Origin of the sequence: Microbacterium sp. NPDC086615, assembly GCF_040686055.1 — a bacterium.
In the GTDB taxonomy this organism is placed as follows: domain Bacteria; phylum Actinomycetota; class Actinomycetes; order Actinomycetales; family Microbacteriaceae; genus Microbacterium.
In genome coordinates, this window is sequence record NZ_JBFBJJ010000020.1 from 39882 (window position 1) to 59157 (window position 19276).

At 69.9% G+C, this 19276-nt stretch carries 15 protein-coding genes and 1 pseudogene; 12 read left to right on the plus strand and 4 right to left on the minus strand.

Annotated elements, in window-relative coordinates; genetic code table 11:
• Window positions 1-280: 280 nt before the first annotated feature.
• From AB0O24_RS16325 to AB0O24_RS16340, 4 genes are all read left to right on the plus strand, one after another.
• Window positions 281-1375 carry an acyl-CoA dehydrogenase gene (locus AB0O24_RS16325; protein WP_363376427.1) on the plus strand — a complete coding sequence of 365 codons (1095 nt, stop codon included), beginning with the start codon at window positions 281-283 and terminating at the stop codon, window positions 1373-1375.
• On the plus strand, window positions 1372-2808 hold the full coding sequence (locus AB0O24_RS16330) for a bifunctional PIG-L family deacetylase/class I SAM-dependent methyltransferase (protein WP_363376429.1): 1437 nt from the start codon (window positions 1372-1374) through the stop codon (window positions 2806-2808). Before AB0O24_RS16325 ends, AB0O24_RS16330 begins: the two co-directional genes overlap by 4 nt.
• Window positions 2805-3524 (plus strand): glycosyltransferase family 2 protein, encoded by a 720-nt coding sequence (locus AB0O24_RS16335; protein ID WP_275801613.1) that lies wholly within the window; start codon window positions 2805-2807, stop codon window positions 3522-3524. Before AB0O24_RS16330 ends, AB0O24_RS16335 begins: the two co-directional genes overlap by 4 nt.
• Window positions 3525-3610: 86 nt before the next feature.
• Complete coding sequence (locus AB0O24_RS16340) at window positions 3611-4792, plus strand: zinc-dependent alcohol dehydrogenase (RefSeq protein WP_363376431.1); 1182 nt, start codon at window positions 3611-3613, stop codon at window positions 4790-4792.
• Between the two features lie 133 nt (window positions 4793-4925).
• Here AB0O24_RS16340 and AB0O24_RS16345 read toward each other — a convergent pair whose 3' ends face one another.
• On the minus strand, window positions 4926-6149 hold the full coding sequence (locus AB0O24_RS16345; RefSeq protein ID WP_363376434.1) for a carbamoyl-phosphate synthase large subunit: 1224 nt from the start codon (window positions 6147-6149) through the stop codon (window positions 4926-4928).
• Between the two features lie 106 nt (window positions 6150-6255).
• Here AB0O24_RS16345 and AB0O24_RS16350 point away from each other — a divergent pair, with 106 nt between their 5' ends.
• The 3 genes from AB0O24_RS16350 (at window position 6256) to AB0O24_RS16360 (ending at window position 9935) form a co-directional block, all read left to right on the plus strand.
• A complete protein-coding gene (locus tag AB0O24_RS16350; RefSeq protein ID WP_363376436.1) occupies window positions 6256-8034 on the plus strand; it encodes a circularly permuted type 2 ATP-grasp protein in 1779 nt (592 codons plus the stop codon).
• A gap of 67 nt (window positions 8035-8101) precedes the next feature.
• Window positions 8102-9034 carry an alpha-E domain-containing protein gene (locus tag AB0O24_RS16355; protein ID WP_058596140.1) on the plus strand — a complete coding sequence of 311 codons (933 nt, stop codon included), beginning with the start codon at window positions 8102-8104 and terminating at the stop codon, window positions 9032-9034.
• Window positions 9035-9089: 55 nt separating this feature from the next.
• Window positions 9090-9935 (plus strand): transglutaminase family protein, encoded by an 846-nt coding sequence (locus AB0O24_RS16360; protein WP_275801607.1) that lies wholly within the window; start codon window positions 9090-9092, stop codon window positions 9933-9935.
• Window positions 9936-10098: 163 nt separating this feature from the next.
• On the opposite strand, the gene AB0O24_RS16365 is transcribed toward AB0O24_RS16360, so the two are convergent.
• The gene (locus AB0O24_RS16365; protein WP_363376439.1) at window positions 10099-10845 is read right to left on the minus strand and encodes a hypothetical protein; all 747 of its coding nucleotides are present in this window, start codon (window positions 10843-10845) and stop codon (window positions 10099-10101) included.
• A 53-nt stretch (window positions 10846-10898) separates the two neighbouring features.
• Window positions 10899-11657, minus strand: a complete 759-nt coding sequence (locus tag AB0O24_RS16370) for an FHA domain-containing protein (protein WP_363376442.1) — start codon at window positions 11655-11657, stop codon at window positions 10899-10901.
• 119 nt (window positions 11658-11776) lie between these two features.
• On the opposite strand from AB0O24_RS16370, the gene AB0O24_RS16375 reads away from it, so the two are divergent.
• Both AB0O24_RS16375 and AB0O24_RS16380 read left to right on the plus strand, forming a co-directional pair.
• A complete protein-coding gene (locus tag AB0O24_RS16375; RefSeq protein WP_363376444.1) occupies window positions 11777-12757 on the plus strand; it encodes a hypothetical protein in 981 nt (326 codons plus the stop codon).
• Window positions 12758-12813: 56 nt separating this feature from the next.
• Window positions 12814-15273 (plus strand): DUF4407 domain-containing protein, encoded by a 2460-nt coding sequence (locus AB0O24_RS16380; RefSeq protein ID WP_363376446.1) that lies wholly within the window; start codon window positions 12814-12816, stop codon window positions 15271-15273.
• Window positions 15274-15460: 187 nt separating this feature from the next.
• Here AB0O24_RS16380 and AB0O24_RS16385 read toward each other — a convergent pair whose 3' ends face one another.
• The gene (locus tag AB0O24_RS16385) at window positions 15461-16078 is read right to left on the minus strand and encodes a helix-turn-helix domain-containing protein (protein ID WP_363376448.1); all 618 of its coding nucleotides are present in this window, start codon (window positions 16076-16078) and stop codon (window positions 15461-15463) included.
• A 72-nt stretch (window positions 16079-16150) separates the two neighbouring features.
• Here AB0O24_RS16385 and AB0O24_RS16390 point away from each other — a divergent pair, with 72 nt between their 5' ends.
• The 3 genes and pseudogenes from AB0O24_RS16390 to AB0O24_RS16400 form a co-directional block, all read left to right on the plus strand.
• Window positions 16151-17620 (plus strand): MDR family MFS transporter, encoded by a 1470-nt coding sequence (locus tag AB0O24_RS16390; RefSeq protein WP_363376450.1) that lies wholly within the window; start codon window positions 16151-16153, stop codon window positions 17618-17620.
• Between the two features lie 348 nt (window positions 17621-17968).
• Window positions 17969-18436, plus strand: a pseudogene (locus AB0O24_RS16395) (helix-turn-helix domain-containing protein); the annotation flags it as partial.
• Between the two features lie 136 nt (window positions 18437-18572).
• On the plus strand, window positions 18573-19276 hold a 704-nt coding region (locus AB0O24_RS16400; protein ID WP_363376454.1), incomplete at its 3' end, for an IS256 family transposase.

Genomic DNA, 19276 nt, shown 5'->3' on the forward strand with positions numbered 1-19276 from the left:
CGGTGGCCGCGGGGCGGCGTGTTGCCGGTGTTCTCCGCCGGACGGTACAGCCGAGGACGGCCGGAGCGGCGGCGGGGTCGGCAGTCGTCGGCGGGCCGGGTCGGAGTGGGGCCGGCCGGTGGGGTGCCTCCGCGGCCGTGGTCGGTGTGCCGTCGTGCGGAGTTCGGGGCCGACACGCGGTTCGGGGTGGCCGGTCAGCGACGTGTTGCGGGTGGTCTCCGCGTGACGGTACAGGGCGGGAGTCGGGCAGTCACGGCGTGCCTGCCCGGGATGAGTGACCGTGTCAAGGATCTGGCCCGATCCGACCACGCCGCAGAAGCTGGCGCGCGTGACCGACGGCGACCATCCCCGCTTCCCCCTCCTGCTCCCGCCCGACACCCCCGGACTCGACGACGTGCGCGCGGCGCTGACAGAGGCGGATGCCGTCGGCGACCTCGGCACCGACCTCGCCGCCACGCTCGCCTGGGTCACCGGCATCCGCCAGCCCTCCACACGCGCGGCGACGTGGGAGCTGCTCGCCTCGGTCGCCGCGCGCGACGTCGCCGCGGCGCGGATGCTGGAGCCGCACCTCGACGCCCTCGCGATCCTCGACGAGGCCGCCGCGGACGGCTTCGACCCCGACGTCGACCCCGGCGGGTCGTGGGGCGTCTTCGCCGCGGAAGGACCCGGCGTGCGACTGACGGCGACACAGGATGCCGGCACCTGGACGCTGCACGGCACCAAGCCCTGGTGCTCCCTCGCCGCCGACCTCGACCACGCGCTCGTGACCGCCTGGGTCGACGACGAGCGCCGGCAGCTCTTCGCCCTCGACCTGCGCGACCCCGCCGTGACGGCGCGCTCGGGACCGTGGCACGCGCGCGGCCTCGACAGTGTCGTCAGCGCGCCCATCGACGTCGACGGAGCTCCGGCGGTCCCGGTGGGGGATGCCGGGTGGTATCTGCGCCGTCCGGGGTTCGCGCACGGCGGCGTGGGCGTGGCGGCGTGCTGGTGGGGCGGCGCCGTTCCCCTTCGGGACGCACTCGCCGCGGCCGCGGCGGAGGAGCGCGCCGACCAGCTCGCCCGCGTTCATCTCGGCCGCGCCGACGTCGCCCTCTGGGCTGCGCGCGCCGTCCTCGTCGAGACGGCGACGGTGTTCGACGCCGGGAGCTCGGCATCCGAGGGTCTTCGGGCGAACCGCGCGCGCAGCGTCGTCGCCGACGCGGTCGAGACCACCCTCGCCGAGGCCGCTCACGCGCTCGGACCCGGCCCGCTCGTCGCCGACGCGGCACACGCCCGCCGCGTGGCCGACCTCCAGGTTTACGTCCGGCAGCACCACGCCGACCGCGACCTCGCGAGAATCGGCGGCGATGTCGCGGCGGGGAGGGGCGCGTGGTGAGCTTCGACCACCGTGATCCCGGCACGGACGAGGACGTCTGGACGTCGGCCCTCGTCCGCGACCTTCCCGCGCTCGACCTCGACGTCGATCGGGTGATCGTGGTCGCTGCGCACCCCGACGACGAAAGTCTCGGCGCGGCGGGTCTGCTGGCCACGGCGGCGAGCCGCGGCATGCCGATCGACCTCCTCGTCGTGACCGACGGAGAGGGGTCCCACCCCGACTCGCCCACGCACAGCCCCGCGACGCTGGCGTTGCGCCGCCGCCGGGAGGTGCTCGACGCGGCCGACATTCTCGGTCTGGTCGAGCCGCCGATCTTCCTCGGGCTGCCTGACGGGGGTACGGACCAGCATCGCGACACGATCGCCGAGGCGCTTCGCGACGCCCTCGACCGCGCGGGCCCGCACCGGGTGCTCGTGCTGTCTCCGTGGCGAGGCGACGGGCACCGCGATCACCGCGTCGTGGGAGAGATCGTCGAGGAGGTCTGCGCTGCGCGACAGGTGCGCTCGCGCGCGTTCCCGATCTGGCTGTGGCACTGGGGCGGCCCCGACGACGTGCCGTGGGATCAGGTCGAGCGCCTGCCCCTCGACCCAGAGGCTCAGGATGCCAAGACCCGAGCGCTCGCCGCGCACACGAGCCAGATCCTCCCGCTCTCTTCGGCTCCCGGCGACGAGGAGATGATCCACGCCCGCATGCGTGCGCACTTCGTCCGAGACAGCGAGGTGTTCTTCGCCCCGGTCCCGGCTCCCGCCGCGGCTTCGGACCCCGCCGGAGCGGAGGCCCCCGATGTCGGGACGGCCCCGCCCGCTGAAACGGCACCCGCCGCGCGCCCCTCCGTCGGGCAGGACTACTTCGACGACATGTACGCGCGACACGACGACCCGTGGGGCTTCGACTCGCGCTGGTACGAAGAGCGCAAGCGCGCCGCGCTGCTCGCGGCACTGCCCCGACGGCGCTACCGCGCGGCGTTCGAGGCCGGGTGCTCGACCGGTGCTTTGACGGCGGAGCTCGCCGAGCGGTGCGATCGGGTGCTCGCGGTCGACCTCGCCCCCGCGGCCCTCGACCGCGCTCGCCGGCGGCTCGAAGGCCGCGCGAACGTGGACCTGCACCGCGCCACGCTCCCCGCTGACTGGCCCGAGGGCGTGTTCGATCTCGTCGTGCTGTCGGAGGTGGCGTACTACTGGGCGGGCGCCGATCTCGGCCGCGGTCTCGCCGCGAGCGTCGGATCGGTGAGCGACGACGGTCATCTCGTGGCCTGTCACTGGCGGCATCCGGTCGCCGAGTACCCGCGGACCGGCGACGAGGTGCACGACGCGCTCGCCGCGCGGCCCGACCTCGTGCGGCTGGTGCGACACGAAGAGGAGGACTTCGTGCTCGAGGTGTTCGCCCGCCCCGGGGCGCGGTCGGTGGCTGCCGAGGCGGGACTCGTGCCGTGACGGCGGTGGCCGTGGTGATCCCCGCGCACGACGAGGAGGCGCTGATCGGGCGCTGCCTCGCCTCGGTGACCCGCGCGGTGGCGCACGCGCACGAGCGCGACCCGGATCTCGCCGCGACGATCGTTGTCGTGCTCGACGCGTGCACCGACACGACGGGCCTTCAGGTACGACGCTGGCCGGTGGAGGCGCTCGAGATCTCGGCGCGCAACGTCGGAACCGCCCGGCGCGCGGGGGTCGCACACGCGCTCACGTTCCGCGATTCGCCCCCGGGCGACACGTGGGTCGCGATGACGGATGCCGACACCGTCGTGCCGCGCGACTGGATCACGCACCAGCTCGAGCTGATGGATGCCGGGATCGACCTCGTCCTCGGCACGGTCCGCCCCGACTTCGCCGACCTCAGCGCCCGCCACGCGGCGTACTGGCGCGCGACGCACGAGCGGGGCCGCCCGCCGGGCAACGTGCACGGGGCCAATCTCGGCGTGCGCGCGAGCACGTACGTCGAGGCCGGTGGCATCCGGGATCTCGTCGAGCACGAGGATGTCGCACTCGTGCGCGCGGTGCGGGCTCTGGGCGCGCGCGAACGCGCGAGCGACGTGCACGAGGTCGAGACGTCGGGGCGGTTCACGGGACGCACCCCCGGCGGCTACGCGGCGTTCCTGCGGAGGGTGCACGCGTGGGTCGACGCCGCGCCGCTCGCGGCGCCGGGTGCCTGACCCATCCAGCGGGGGTTCGTCAACCACCTCGGCCGCTCTCGGGGTGCCGCGCAGACTGGCCGTCCCCCGGATAGAGAGGCACCACCATGAAGGCACTGACCTGGCAGGGCACGCGCAACGTGAGCGTCGAGGAGGTCCCCGACCCCGAGATCCTCGAACCGACCGACGCGATCGTTAAGATCACCTCGACGGCAATCTGCGGCTCCGACCTGCACCTCTACGAACTCTTCGGCCCGTTCATCGACAGAGGCGACGTCCTCGGCCACGAGCCGATGGGCGTCGTCGTCGAGGTCGGCTCGGCCGTCACGAACCTCGCGGTCGGCGACCGGGTCGTCGTGCCGTTCAACATCTCGTGCGGGCACTGCTTCATGTGCCGCCGCGGACTGCAGTCGCAGTGCGAGACGACGCAGGTGCGCGAGTACGGCAGCGGCGCGGCCCTCTTCGGCTACACCAAGCTCTACGGTCAGGTGCCGGGTGGCCAGGCGGAGTACCTGCGCGTGCCGCTGGCCGACCACAACCACATCCGCGTCGGCGACGACCTGCCCGACGACCGGTACCTCTTCCTCAGCGACATCGTCCCGACCGCCTGGCAGGGCGTGCAGTACGCGAACGTGCCCGAGGGCGGCACGCTCGCGGTGATGGGCCTCGGCCCGGTCGGGCAGTTCGCCGCCCGCATCGGCGTCCACCTCGGCTATCGGGTGCTCGCCATCGAGCCCGAGCCCGAGCGGCGTGCGATGGCCGAGCGGCACGGCATCCTGACTTATGACCTGACCGACACGGTGGTCGACGAGCTCGTCGATCTCACCGAGGGCCGTGGGGCGGACGGGGTCGTGGATGCCGTCGGCATGGAGGCCCACGGCAACGGCGGCGCGAAGCTGGCGCAGAACGCCGTCGGCCTGCTGCCCGACGCCTTCGCGCGGAAACTCATGGACAAGGCCGGGATCGACCGGCTCGCGGCGGTCTACGCCTCGATCGACCTCGTGCGGCGCGGCGGAACGGTGTCGCTCAGCGGTGTGTATGCGGGCGAGGCCGACATCCTGCCGATGAAGACGATGTTCGACAAGCAGCTGAACCTCCGCATGGGTCAGTGCAACGTCAAGCGGTGGATCGACGACCTGCTTCCGCTCGTCGAAGAGCCCGCCGACCCTCTCGGAGTGATGGATCTGGTGACCCACCACGCCCCGCTAGAGGACGCCCCCGACCTGTACGAGACGTTCCAGAAGAAAGAGGACGGCTGCATCAAGGTCGTGCTGCGCCCGGGGTCGTGAGGCCCCGCGCGCGTACCGTCGCGCGGAGATCGGCGGTGACACGCCGGGCGCGGGTCGTCCGTGGCGGCGTGTCGGCCGCGGACTCCGCGGGACGGTACGGGTCGCTCGGACAGGGATTCCGGATGCCGGGGAGTTACGCGCGACCCGCGTGCACGGCCTCGAGGGCCTCGGCATCCGCGTCGCTCATGCCCTCGATCGGTTCGCCGTTCCACACGATGTCGTCGCCGAGCGCCGCGAGGATCTCTTTGCGGTCGCCGTGCGAGATCTTCGCGCCGTGGACGATGGTCGCCGGGCTCCACAGCATCGCGGCGCCGTCCCACCAGCCCGCGCCGACGTCGCGCACGTGCAGCAGGTCGTGCAGCGTCTTCGGCAGGTGCGACAGCGGCTCGGTGAAGGCGTCGGCGAGCACCGCGAGGGTGATCTGGCGCTCCGTGCCGGGAATCGCGACGACGGGCTCGGTGAGCTCGCCCTGGATGGCCTTCGACACGTCCTCGGCCTCGAGCAGGATGACGCCGTTGGTCGGGCGCGGGTTGCACTCGATGATCTTGTAGTCGGGGGCCGCCTCGGTGCCGTGGTCGACGAAGTCGAACGAGATCTGGCCCGTGAAGCCGGGGTCGAGCGTGTCGACGATCTGCTGCGTGTACCGCAGCGTGTCGGTGCTGTCGACGGCGATGAACGCGATCGCGGTCGAGTGCGCCCACTGCTCGGCGGCCTTGTAGGTCGTGTGCGCCTGGACCTTGCCGTCGACGACGACGCTGTAGGTGCACACCATCGGGCCGTCGACGAACGGCTGGACGAGCCAGGGCTGCTCGGGCGTGGGGACGCACTCCTCGACGGGGATCTTGCCGGCGAGCGGACCGGTGTTCGTCAGCAGGCCGACGCCGCCGCGCGAGAAGGCCGCGCGGGCGAAGTACCGGGGGAACGAGTCGATCGCCGTGCGCAGTTCCTCGGGAGAGGTGACGACGACGGTCTCGGGGATGGGGACCCCGGCATCCTGAGCCAGGCGCTGGAAGCTCGCCTTGTCGTGCAGGCGCGCGAGGTCGGCGAAGGTGCCGGAGAAGAGGCGGACACCGGACGGGAGGTCGGCCACGCGCGCGGCGAGGTAGAAGACCTCCTCGAACGTGGGGATGATCAGGTCGATGTCGTGCTTCTCGACGTATTCGCTCACCGCGGCGATGAACGCATCGGTCTCGAAGCGCGGCGACGGGGTCGCCAGGTGTCCGGCGAGGAAGCGCGAGTGGTTGCCCACCGCGCCGTCGTAGGTGTCGCTCGCGAAGACCGTGTGGCCCACGCTCCCGAGCTTGCGGATGAGGTCGAGGGCGAAGGTGTTACGGGAACTGGTGACGAGCACGCGCATGGAGGCACCCTTTGTCGTGGCGGCAGACGTAGGCGTCACTCTATCCACCAGCCGGGGTCCCCGCCGGGAAACGTGTCGGCAACACGGCCGTGAGTAGAGTCGTCGCATGGGTGACCTGTTCGACGGTTACGGCTCCACGCTGGCGCCGCGCAAGACCGCTTCCGGCGTCCCGGCGTTCGATGAGATGTTCGGCCTTCCGGCGAGTCCCGGAGAAGCCGCCCCCTCTCGTGAGGCGTACCGGGAGCTGTACCAGACGCTCGCGAAGATGACGCAGGAAGAGCTGCGCGGCCGCACCGAGTCGCTCGCCAGTTCGTACCTCGCGCAGGGCGTGACGTTCGACTTCGCGGGTGAGGAGCGACCCTTCCCGCTCGACGCGGTCCCCCGCGTCATCGCGTACGACGAGTGGTCGCGCATCGAGGCCGGCGTCAAGCAGCGCGTCAAGGCGCTCGAGGCGTTCCTCGACGACGCCTACGGCAACCAGCACTGCGTGCGCGACGGCATCCTGCCCGCTGGCCTCATCTCGTCGTCGCAGTACTTCTATCGCCAGGCGGCCGGCATCCGCAGTGCCAACGGCGTGCGCATCCAGGTGTCGGGCATCGATCTGATCCGCGATGAGCACGGCGAGATGCGCGTGCTCGAAGACAACGTGCGCGTGCCCTCGGGCGTCTCGTACGTCATCTCGAACCGCCGCGTCATGGCCCAGACGCTGCCCGAGCTGTTCGTCTCGATGCGCGTGCGCCCCGTCGGCGACTACCCCAACAAGCTTCTCGCGGCCCTCCGCGCGTCGGCCCCACCCGGAATCGACGACCCGAACATCGTCGTGCTCACGCCGGGTGTCTACAACTCGGCGTACTTCGAGCACACGTTGCTCGCACGCCTGATGGGCGTCGAGCTGGTCGAGGGCCGCGACCTGCTGTGCATCGGCGGCAAGGTGTTCATGCGCACGACCCGCGGCCCGCAGCGCGTCGACGTCATCTACCGTCGCGTCGACGATGACTTCCTCGACCCGCTGCAGTTCCGCGCCGACTCGATGCTCGGAGCCCCCGGCCTCATGCTCGCTGCCCGCCTGGGCAACGTCACGATCGCCAACGCCGTGGGCAACGGCGTCGCGGACGACAAGCTGCTGTACACCTACGTGCCCGACCTCATCCGGTACTACCTCGCCGAGGAACCGATCCTGAAGAACGTCGACACCTGGCGGCTCGAAGATCCGGGCGCGCTCGAGGAGGTGCTCGACCGCCTTCCCGAGCTCGTGGTGAAGCCCGTCGACGGGTCTGGCGGCAAGGGCCTCGTCGTGGGTCCGGATGCCTCGCCCGCCGAGCTCGACGCGCTTCGCAAGCGCCTGCTCGCCGACCCCCGCGGGTGGATCGCACAGCCGGTCGTCATGCTCTCGACGATCCCGACGCTCGTCGAGGACGGCATGCGTCCGCGGCACGCCGACCTGCGCCCCTTCGCCGTGAACGACGGCGACGACATCTGGGTGCTGCCCGGCGGGCTCACGCGCGTCGCCCTCCCCGAGGGGCAGCTCGTCGTGAACTCCAGCCAGGGCGGCGGCTCGAAGGACACATGGGTGATCGGCGGCGCCGCCCCCTCGCACGTCGAGTACGGCCAGGGCAACGGTGTTTCGGGCCTCGTCGCCGATCAGGCGGCGGTCACCGAGTCGATCCCGATCATCTACGACGGTCAGCCGGCTCCCGCCACCGCTCCCCGCGACCCGCGCGCGGGCGGACGGGAGCAGCAGGAACAGCAGCAGCAGGATGCCGTCGTCGAGCACGGTCCGCAGGCCGAGCAGCAGCAGCAACAGGCGTTCGCGTTGGGCCCGGACCCTTCGACAAGCTCAGGGTCCTCGGCGGGCTCGGAGACGGGGGAGGACGGGTCATGCTGAGCCGCATCGCGGACCCTTCGACAAGCTCAGGGTCCTCGGCGGGCTCGGAGACGGGGGAGGCCGACTCATGCTGAGTCGCATCGCAGAAAGCCTGTTCTGGATCGGGCGGTACATCGAGCGCAGTGACGGCACGGCGCGCATCCTCGATGTGCACCTGCAGCTCCTCCTCGAAGACCCGTGGATCGACGAGGACACCGCGTGCCGGTCGCTCCTCAGCGTCATGGGGTCGGCGTGGCCCGAGAACGTCGACACCGTGCGCCGCGACGACGTGCTGGCCCGCCTCGCGGTGGACCGCATGAATCCGTCGAGCATCGCGTACTCGATCACCGCGGCGCGTGAGAACGCCCGCCGCGCGCGCGAGATCGTCTCGACCGAGCTGTGGGAGATCCTCAACACCACGAACTCCCGGATGCCACGGCGTCTGCAGACCGAGAAGGTGCACGAGTTCTTCCAGTGGGTGCGAGAGCGCGCCGCCCTGGCGATCGGCATCGTCGACTCGTCGACGAACCGCGACGAGGCGTGGCAGTTCTTCACGCTCGGGCGCAGCATCGAGCGCACCGACATGACCGCGCGGCTGCTTGCGACGCGGTCGCTCACCGAGGTGTCCGGTCCGTCGTGGACGACGATCCTCCGCTCGTGCGGCGCGTACGAGGCCTACCTGCGTACGTATCGAGGGATGCCGAGCGCCCGCAACGCGGCCGAGTTCCTGCTGCTCGACCGCCTGTTCCCGCGCTCGATCATCTACTCGATCCAGCGCGCCGAAGACTGTATGAGCGCGATCGACCCCCGCGCCGACCGCGTCGGCCACTCGAACACGGTGCTCCGCGCGCTCGGCCAGATCCGCAACGACCTCGAGTACCGCCCGGTCAGCGACGTGCTCACCGACCTGCCCGAGCACATGCAGCGCGTGCAGACGGTGACGCGCGAGGCGTCGGAGGCGATCCGATCGCGCTTCTTCCCAACGCAGGCCGAGCCCAGCTGGATCGGAGAGATCTCATGACCCTTCGACAGGCTCAGGGACCCTTGGCGCGACGCCAGGGTGAAGGGAACGTGCGATGAAGCGTCTGCGGATCGAGCACCAGACCGGCTTCGCCTACCCCGGCGACGTGTCGGCGTCGTACAACGAAGCGCGCATGCTGCCGCACTCGACCGACAGTCAGTTCGTGCTGAGCTCCTCGCTCGACATCGAGCCGTCGACGTCGGTCAACCAGTACGTCGACTACTTCGGTACGCGCGTCGCCGCCTTCGACGTGCTCTCTCCCCACGCCGCGCTCACGATCACGGCGCGCTCGCTCGTCGAGGTGCGCCCGCGACCGATCGAGCACGCCGACATCACGTGGGAGCAGCTCGCGGTCGAGGCGGCGGGGTCGATCGCGACGGTCGAGCAACTGACGCAGACGCGCCGCACGGCCCCGCACCCCGAGGTGGTCGAGCTCGCGCGCTCGATCGCCGCGCAGCACGATCGTCCCGGTCCCGCGGCGCACGCGATCGCCGAGGCGATCGGCGACGCGATCGATTACATGCAGGGCGTCACGGGGGTGCACTCGACCGCGGTCGACGCGTGGGAGTCGCGCAAGGGCGTCTGTCAGGACATCGCCCACATCGCGATCGGGGCCCTGCGTGAGGTCGGCATCCCGGCCCGGTACGTCTCGGGCTACCTGCACCCGAAGCCCTCGGCGGAGGTGGGGGAGGCCGTGACCGGTGAATCCCACGCGTGGGTGGAGTGGTTCGCCGGGGACTGGCAGGGCTTCGACCCGACGAACAACATCGAGATCGGCGACCGGCACGTGCTCGTCGGCCGAGGCCGCGACTACAACGACGTGCCGCCGCTGCGCGGCGTGTACGCCGGTCCCGGCAAGAGCCAGCTCAAGGTGAAGGTGACGATCACGCGCGAGACGTGACCGCCTGCGGGACGTCTCCTAACTGATCCGAAAAGACCTTCACGTCGTACCGGACACCGTCGAGCGTGAATGAGGACGGCTCGGTGTTCTCCGTCCCTTCGCTTACCCGGGCGAAGGAGGCGAGCTGAAGCCACTTCCAGAAAGTTCTGAGCCGCCCCACCGCTCAGCCAAGCGCCAGGAGCCCGAGCGTCCGGGCTGCTTCCGGTTCTGTGAGGAGCATGCGGTATGTCAGGTGCTCGCGGTTCAAGAACCACGCCAGCATCCCTTCATCGACCCACCTGCCGGGATAACCGCCGTTGGTCGCCATCCTGCGTACCTCGCTGCGCCGCTGGCTGAAGCTGCGCTGGGTGAGGTTGCGCAACGTCGCGTCGGTCAGCGGGCGGGGCGAGACGCAGGGGCGCAGGCTCAAGAACTCGCGGAAGATGTGGGCGATCGTGGTGAGATGCGGTGCCGTCAGCTCGACACGGGCATGCACGACGGGCGGCAAGATCGCGAGGTCTCCGGTTCCCGTCGGGATGCCCTGCGGCGTGCGTACTGGCTCACCCAAGCTCATCACCTCGACGAGAAGCCAGCAGGAATCTTCGTCACGCGGATGCCGAAGCTGAAGCGTCCGAGTGTGAGCCCTGCCGTTGCGCACCCACCAGAGGCCGTCGCCGAGCGCGCGACGGGCCGCGTGTCCGACCAGGCCCGCGGGGATCTCGGTGTCGTTGGCTTCGCCGAAGCCCCACCGGCGATACACGAGACCGTGGTTCTGCGAGAGATTCTCAAGGTAGACAACGCCGTCGAACAGGGCGAGACGCCCGGCCCGCGAGCTGATGTGCTCATACGTCTCGCCCGCGGCGTTGACGAGGCGCACGCGACTGCGCGATGACGAACCGAACTCGACGGCATGCCCGTGGCTCGACAGCACAGCGGTGCCTTGCCGATGAGCACCCACGTGTGGAATGACCCGTGCGCGTCGCATCACGTCACCACGAAGACGCAGTCGAGGTCGGCAAAACGCACGACGGCTCCATCGGCGAGGCGCGCAGTGGTGTCGCGGCCAACCCGCCCGCCCTGCACCCAGGTGCCATTTTTCGAGTGGTCGGTGACGTGCCACCCGCTCGCGTTCCACGCGATCGTGGCGTGACGGCCGCTCGCGTGACGGCTGGTGAGCCGGATGTCACACGACTGCAGCCTGCCGACGACGGCGCGCTCGGCGACGCGCTGCCGCGTGCCGTTCACGATCAGCCAGGCGCGGCGCGGGACGTCGGACTTCAGCGCGGTCAGCCGTGCAGTGCGCGCCTCGGCACCCAGCACGACTGTGGCCCTCTCAAGGCTCGCGGAGATCACGATCGCTTCCCCTCGGCGCACTGCGGGCACCTCGCGCAGCAGTAGCCGCACACCCGCGGTCGGCACACCCGACATCCGCAGGCGTTCGTTCACTGCGGCTTCAAGACCAGAGTGCTGCGCACGCACGGAAGGGTAGTCGCGGTCGGACACGCCCACTTCCACGCCGGTGGGCAGCTCGACGGCGTTTCGCGCACGCGTGAGAACCGTATCGGCGGCGACAGCCACCACACGCGCTGCAACGGCGCCGTAGTCCTCGGCGAATGGTCCGTCCCCCGACATTCGCGAACCCCCCGGGTTGCGACGATAGCGCAACTTCAGCTGCAGGCCCGCGTAGATGACGCCCGCCAAGATCAGAGAGATCACCAGGATGCTGATCACGGTCTCGAACACGACTTCCTCCTTCGTTGGCCGCGATTCTTCACTGCCTAATCTGGCGACGAATCGGGGCACGGCAGCGGCCTGCGGGGAAAGCCCCGCAAACGGCGGATGTCGGCAAGACCGGGGGCAGGATGATCCTCGTGAACACGCCACGACAGATGCTTGCCTGGCCGGTTTCGACCGCGTCGGGCTCGATCCTCGGAGCCCGCTCGGCCAACCACGACCGCGTTCTCGCCATGCCCGACGCACTCATCGTCGTCGACGGCGCCGGCGAATCGTGCGAGGCCGCCTGCACCGCTAACGCGGGTCTCAGCGGTGCCCTTTTCGGGTTGACGAAGGCCACCCAATCGCAGCAGCCGAGCGCGCTGACGGTCGTGCAAGAGGCGGCGAGCGCCGTCGCGACCTTTGGCCCATCGGGCGGGTCGGCGACGATCACGGTACTGCAACTGGTCGCCACCGACCTGCCGACCGCGCAGGTGGCGTGGCTGGGCGACAGTCCCGCATTCCTTCTTCGGGACGGCGTGCTGCAGCAACTCACCCGCCCCCACAACCGCGCGCAGGAAATGGCCGAACGACGTCTGCTCACCTATGACGAAGCGAAAGTCAGCCCGATGTCCACCGTGCTGACCCGTGGCATCGGAGCGCTCGACGGGGCGCCCGAGAGTATCTCGGTGCCGCTCGCCGAGGGAGATCGATTGCTCGTCGCGTCGGACGGGGTGCTGGCGATTCCCTATGAGCTGCTGGCGTGGGCACTTTCGCAGGGCGACAACGCGCGTGCCGCCGTGGATGCCGTTCTGGAAGCCGCGGTGGACCACCGCGCGAGCGACAATGTCGCCGTCGCTGTGCTCGTCGTCGACGTGGCGCCGTGGTCGGCGTCCGGGGTCTTCGTCGCGCCCGACCCGCGCGAGCGCGCGACCACTTATGACACCGATGAACTGCTGCTCGATGCGGGGCTCTCCCCAGCACCGGAGGCATCCGGCCTGCGCTCAACGCGCGAGGCGAAGGCGTCGCTGCCGGACGGCCACCCGGGCCGGCGCCCCCGCCGCAAGCTGTTCGGACGTGGCTCGCGTCGCTCTCGCAACGACCCGGCCACCGGACCGCTGCCCGACTGAACCCCGCCTGGCCGCATCCCCGACTCCCGCCCACCGCCGACCCGAAAGGCACTCAGATGAGCCAGTCGCTGCCGCCCGCATCGCCCAACGATGACACCCCTGACGAGCCCGGTGACCTGCCCACCGCCCCACTGCCGACCTCGGACGGCGAGGAGCCGCACACCCCGACCGCGCCGCTGCCCGATAGCCCCGTCACGCGCTCGTTCGCCATCACGCCTGACCGCATTCTGGAAGAGCTACCCACCGAGTCGGGCGAAACTGCGTCCGAGGCGTTGCACTACATCGCCTTCGTGTCGCGTGATGGACGTCTCGACCGCGTCGGTCTTGGCACCTTCAGTGACGTCTACGCCGGGCACGACCGCGACGGCGCACCGGTGGCGATCAAGATCTTCCGCGGGGACGACGCTGAGACCATCCGCCCGCTGGTGGCCAAGGAGTGGCGAGCGTCGCAGCGCGACTTCGGACCGCGCGTCGTGCACTCATACGCCGCGTACCTCGTGAGCAACGAGCGCGGCGATCGCGCGTGGGCGCTCATCATGAACCTCGTACCGGGCCAGAATCTCGCGCAGGTGATGACCGATGTGGCGCTCGGAGCGAGCATCGACCACGAGACCCAGGTGCGCTGGCTGCGCGCAGCTCTCGACGGCCTACAAGCGCTCGCCGCGGCGCGGCACCAGTTGCGCGACGTGAAGCCCGAGAACATCGGGCTCGACCACGAAGACCGGGCGCAGGCGCTACCGGTGTTCTTCGACCACGGCGCCGCCAAGCGTGAGGGCACGATGACGCTGATGTACGCGGGTACCCCTGCCTACGCCGCGCCCGAGTGGACCCGCCGCACAGAAGGCGGTGACCTGAGCAAGGTCGACATCTACTCGCTTGGCGCCTCGCTCATCGACGTCTTCACTGGCGGGCAGGGCTTCGAGGGGGGCGTGATGGACGACGAGCGCGGCCTAGTCGGTCGACCTCGACTCGACGATTTTCGCCTGTCTCCCGACGTCGCACGCGTGTTGCGCGGTGCGCTCGTGAAAGACCCGGCGCTGCGTCCAGGTGTCGACGAACTACTCGACGTGCTGACGATCCCGACACTCACGACACCGCCATGGGATCCCTACCGCCCCTACGCGGCAGGAGCGGGCGCCGCAGCACCCGACGCGACGACGCCCCTGCCTACCGATCGCGCAGAGGCGTCGTCAGAATCGGACACCGCCCCCCTTCCCGACTTGCACGGTGCCGCATCCGGGTTCACCGCCACCCCATCCCCGCCGCTGCCCACCGGACTACAGGGGCGGCCCGACCCGGTGCGCGTGCCCGCGGCCCGGTCCGTGTCGCCGCTCGCCGACGTACGCCTGCTGCCGCTCACGGAGGACATCGCGTCGCTCGAGAAACGCGGCACGATGACCCCGGTGCGGGGTCGGTGGCTGGAGAAGTTCGCAGGCGTGGATCCCCGCTACGTCGTCGAGCGCAGCAACCGTGTCGTCTACAACATTGTGGGGCTACTGCTCATCACCTACGCGGTGTACGCAACATTCGCCATCACGGCGCTGGTCACGATGGCCACCGGGGACACCAGCGTGTGGCGGGTCACCGTCGGCATATCCATCGGCGCGCTCGTGGCGACCGTCGTGGTCAGTGTCGACCGCTCGATCATGGCGATGTCGAGCGTCAATCTCAAGGACCTCGACGACCCCGCGCTCGACGGCAACCCGGTGGGGAAGCGAGTGAGCGCGACGATGATCCTGCGCGTGCTGTTCGCCGTGCTGTTCGCAGTGCTCGTGGGTGAGGCCGCGAACCAGGTGATCTTCGAGCGCGACATTACGGCCCACATGGCCGACGTGAACGAGGCGCGCGTCGCCGAGCGGCAGGCCGGCATCGACGCAGACTACGCCGCCGAGCGCGCCAACCAAGAGGCGAAAGTCGCCACCGCCGAGGCCGCGATCGCCGACTATCAGTCGCAGATCGACGGCGCGCTGGCCCGCGCCGCTGGCGAGGAGGCCGGCACATTCGGAACCATGGCCGCCGGATGCGAGGAGCAGTGCCTGCTGCACCTCAACCAGGCATCCGCGCTCATCGCCGGGCAGGCCGCATTCAATGAGTTGCGCAACGGCGAGATCACCGCCGCACGTGCCGAGCTCGACACCCTCGATGCGGCTGCGGCCTTGGATCTTGACGAGGCTCGCGTCGAGATCGGTAACGACGACGGTCTGCTGTCGCGCGAAGAGGCACTGTGGGAGATGTTGACGGCCGACCTGTGGATGCTGGCCCGCTACGCGATCGTCAGCCTGCTTCTGCTGTTCGTCGAGCTTGCGGCGGTGCTCATCAAGTTCGCGACCCGCGGCAATAACTACGAGCGCGCGCTCGCCCGTGCGCTGCGTCAGGAGGAGCGCGCCGACCGCCTGCGCCACGGAATGCTGCGTAACCTCGCCCGCCGCCGCGCTCGGGACAACGAGAAGACTCTGGCCGACGCGGATCGGGCGTTCTACACCTCGCCAGCGCGGCGCTCCGCAACATGGGGATGAAGCCGGGCCGCCCGGAGAGGCCGAGCGCGAGGATTCGCCCCAAGTCATCCGGCCGCGGTTGTTCGTTCGAGCAAGGGCTGCTGTGCGTCATGCGGGCGTCGTCCCCCTCGGTGACTTCTGCCGAGTCCTCGCGGTGAGCCGCGTCCGGCGAGCATGAGCCCGACCTCATCCGGAGGGGAGCGAGGCGTCAGGACCTCAGCGCACCGGCGAAGCGGGCCTGGACCTCTCGGTGCAGGTCGACGAGGTTCCGCGTCTCGCCGGCCTCATGGCGGCGGGCCCACTCGTCGAGGGTCGTCCTCATCTCGAGGCCGGCGATGCCCAGGGCCGTGCGGACGTCGAGTTCGGCGAGGCCGATCCGCTCGGCGATCTCGGGCACGAAGCGGTCGGCCGAGGTGACCTCTCGGCGGACGGCAGCGCCGAGCAGCGCGGGCTCGTGGGCGATGAGCCGACGCACGCGCAAGAAGCGCTCGCGCGCTCGGGCGTCGGCATCCAGGAGCTCCAGCTCGCGCGCGAACACCTGACGGAGCGCGGTCAGCAGGGCTGCGATGTCGTCGCCGACCTCGGCGACCCCGGCGAGGGCGTCGGCGAAGCGACCGTCGTCGACGAAGACGGCGTCTTCCTTCGTGCCGGCCAGGCGGAAGAACGTGCGCGGAGAGACGCCCGCGCGCGCGGCGATCTCGTCGACCGTGGTGCCGGAAACGCCCTTCTCCTCGAACAGATCGAGGGCGGCAGCGCAGATCTCCACCGCGGTCTCGCGACGGCGGCGGTCGCGCAGGCCCTCGACGGGGGCTGCCGGGGTGCTCATGTCCGATACAGTAGTCGATGTCTTATTGGCAGTAACTGCCAACTTGCCCGTCACTGCTCAGATTGGTCGCTCATGGTCGCCACCGGAACCGTTCCCGCCGCTGCCCCACCCGGAAAGCCTGCCGTCCGCCCGGGCGCCGTCATCGCGCTGCTGGTCGTCGCCGCGTTCGTCGTCATCCTCAATGAGACGGTCATGGGTGTCGCCCTGCCCGAGCTCATGCGCGAGCTCGACATCTCGGCCGCCACGGCGCAGTGGCTGACCACCGCGTTCCTCCTGACGATGGCGGTCGTGATCCCCACGACGGGCTTCCTCATCCAGCGCCTGCCGCTTCGGACCCTGTTCTTCACGGCGATGGGCCTGTTCACCCTGGGCACCGTGATCGCGTCGTTCGCGCCCGGTTTCGGCGTGCTGTTGGTGGGGCGCATCGTGCAGGCGTGCGGCACCGCGATCATGCTGCCGCTGCTGTTCACGACCGTGCTGAACGTCGTGCCGGCCCACCGGCGCGGTCGCATGATGGGGCTCATCTCGATCGTCATCTCGGTCGCCCCGGCCATCGGGCCCACCGTGTCGGGCCTGATCCTCTCGGTCTTCCCCTGGCGGGCGATGTTCATCGTCATGATCCCGATCGCCCTGATCGCCATCGCGCTCGGCGCGCGCTGGGTGCGCAACCTGACCGACACGCGACGCGTCACCCTCGACGTCGTCTCGGTCGTGCTCTCGGCGCTGGCCTTCGGCGGCCTCATCTTCGGCCTGTCGAGCATCGGCGAAGCGGCGGGCGGTCACGAGATCGTCCCGGTCTGGATGCCGCTGGCCCTGGGCGCGATCGCTCTGGCCGTGTTCATCGTGCGTCAGCTGCGTCTCGGATCGACCGATCGCGTGCTGTTGAACCTCGGCGTCTTCCGGCACTCGTCGTTCACTGTGGCGGTGATCCTCGTCGTCGTGGCGATGACGACGTTGTTCGGCGTGCTCATCCTGCTGCCGCTGTACCTGCAGAACGTCCTCGGGCTCGGTACGCTCCCCACCGGACTCATGCTGCTTCCCGGCGGTCTGCTGATGGGTCTCATGGCCCCGCTCGTCGGCAACCTCTTCGACCGCTTCGGCGCGCGCCCGCTCGTCCTCCCGGGCGCCGTCGTCGCCGGTGTGGCGCTGTGGGGTTTCGCCACTCTCTCGGCCACGACGCCCGTCGGCTTCGTCATCGCCGTGCACTGCCTGCTGAGCTTGGGGTTGGCGTTCATGTTCACCCCGCTCATGACCTCGGCGCTCGGCTCGCTCCCGCGTGAGCTCTACCCGCACGGCTCCGCGATCGTGTCCACCGTCCAGCAGCTCGCGGGAGCCGCGGGCACGGCGGTGTTCGTGACGCTGATGACGGTGGGTGCCGCGTCGGCGGCGAGCGGGGGAGCGAGCATCGTGGATGCCACGGCCTCCGGCATCCACACCGCCTTCTTCGTCGCGGCGTGCCTGTCGATCGCCGTGATCGTGCTCGCGGCGTTCGTGCGGACGCCGAAGCCGGCCGAGGGTGTGGAGGGGGTGCCAGGGCACTGAGTCGTGCGGTGCGGATTCGCGTGGTGGCGCGCACCCGCGCTGAGCGTCCACGAAACCCGGACGAGGCGACGAGCATGTCCGGGTGTTCTGGACACTCGACGTTGCGGGCCGTGGGCCGGGAGCGCCGCGGCTCGCTGCGGGCTGCGGGCGCCGGGGGCTCGGCGCCGCGCCGGGTGAGTGTCCAAGACACACGGACGTCGCCGGGATGTCATGTCTCATCACATCGGTGACAGTTCTGCATCAGGACATCGGTGACACTACGGGGGTGTTTGGTGGTGACACTTCGGCGGTTCTGATGAGGGTGTGAGCCGAAATGAGCCTGTCGATCCCCGTGTCCGTCTCGCGATCGTGCGGTGGCCGGTGGATGCGCCGCGCGGGGCGGTGTCGACGTTCTGCGCGGAGGAGGGCATCTCCCGCAAAACGTTCTACGAGATCCGCTCCCGCGTCGTTCATGAGGGCGAGGCCGCAGCGTTGGAACCGCGATCGCGGCGACCGAAAGCGACACCGTCTGCCCTGAGCGATGCGGTGAAAGAGCAGGCGATCGCGGTGCGGTCAGCGTTGGAGCGGTCGGGCCTGGACCACGGGCCGGTCAGTGTCCACGACAAGATGCGCGCGATGGGCTTGGAAGCTCCCTCGACGGCGGCGTTGGCGCGGATCTTCCGAGCCGCTGGCGTCGCGCGGGCTGAGCCGAAGAAGCGTCCGCGAGCGTCGTGGCGTCGCTTCGTCTATCCCGCCCCGAACGCCTGCTGGCAGTTGGATGCCACGGAGTACGTCCTCACGAGGGGTCGCAGATGCGTGATCTTCCAGCTCATCGACGGAGCGTGTCAAATGGTGTGTGTAAGGGGTGGGTCTCCTTACGAAAGGAAACACACTGTTGGCTATCGACAAGGCGTCGCGTGAAGAGCGGCGTAAGGCCCAGGCTGAGGGTGCTCAGCGTCTGATCGAGTCCGGGATGCTGGATGATCTGTTCGCGAAGATCGACGCGGGCGAGGTGCAGCTCGACGGGGATGGTGGGTTCATCCAGCAGCTCATCAAGACCGGACTCGAGCGGGGGCTGCAGGCGGAGCTGACCGAGCACGTCGGCTACGAGAAGGGTGATTCCGAGGCCTCGCTGCACGAGAACTGGCGCAACGGGTCGTTCCCGAAGACGGTGGGCACCACCGCCGGCGAGGTCGAGTTGCGGATCCCCAGGGACCGCAACGGCACGTTCACGCCCCGCCTGGTTCCGACGGGCTCGCGGAGGTTGTCGCAGTTGGACGAGATGATTGTTTCGCTCTACGCCGGTGGGATGACCGTCCGCGATATCGAGCATCACCTCGTCGCAACGCTTGGTGTCGATCTCAGCCACGAGACGATCTCCAACATCACCGAGGAGATCGCCGACGAGGTCCTGGCGTGGCAGTCGCGGCCGCTGGAGGCGTTCTACCCCGTGATCTACCTCGATGCCCTGGTGATCAAGGTCCGCGACGGCGGGCACGTCCGCAACAAGGCCGCGCACATCGCTGTCGGCGTCGATATGGACGGCGTCAAGCACGTCCTCGGGATCTGGGTCCAGCAGACGGAGGGCGCGAAGTTCTGGGCGTCCGTCTGCGCCGAACTCGCCAACCGTGGTGTCCGCGATGTCCTCATCGTCTGCGTTGACGGGCTCACCGGGTT

Excerpts from the sequence above, each read along its gene's own strand:
- AB0O24_RS16345 (WP_363376434.1), bottom strand. The coding sequence starts at position 6,149 with ATGCGCGTGCTCGTCACCAGTTCCCGTAACACCTTCGCCCTCGACCTC.
- AB0O24_RS16375 (WP_363376444.1), top strand. The coding sequence starts at position 11,777 with ATGATCCTCGTGAACACGCCACGACAGATGCTTGCCTGGCCGGTTTCG.
- AB0O24_RS16355 (WP_058596140.1), top strand. The coding sequence starts at position 8,102 with ATGCTGAGTCGCATCGCAGAAAGCCTGTTCTGGATCGGGCGGTACATC.
- AB0O24_RS16360 (WP_275801607.1), top strand. The coding sequence starts at position 9,090 with ATGAAGCGTCTGCGGATCGAGCACCAGACCGGCTTCGCCTACCCCGGC.
- AB0O24_RS16390 (WP_363376450.1), top strand. The coding sequence starts at position 16,151 with ATGGTCGCCACCGGAACCGTTCCCGCCGCTGCCCCACCCGGAAAGCCT.
- AB0O24_RS16340 (WP_363376431.1), top strand. The coding sequence starts at position 3,611 with ATGAAGGCACTGACCTGGCAGGGCACGCGCAACGTGAGCGTCGAGGAG.
- AB0O24_RS16350 (WP_363376436.1), top strand. The coding sequence starts at position 6,256 with ATGGGTGACCTGTTCGACGGTTACGGCTCCACGCTGGCGCCGCGCAAG.
- AB0O24_RS16385 (WP_363376448.1), bottom strand. The coding sequence starts at position 16,078 with ATGAGCACCCCGGCAGCCCCCGTCGAGGGCCTGCGCGACCGCCGCCGT.
- AB0O24_RS16380 (WP_363376446.1), top strand. The coding sequence starts at position 12,814 with ATGAGCCAGTCGCTGCCGCCCGCATCGCCCAACGATGACACCCCTGAC.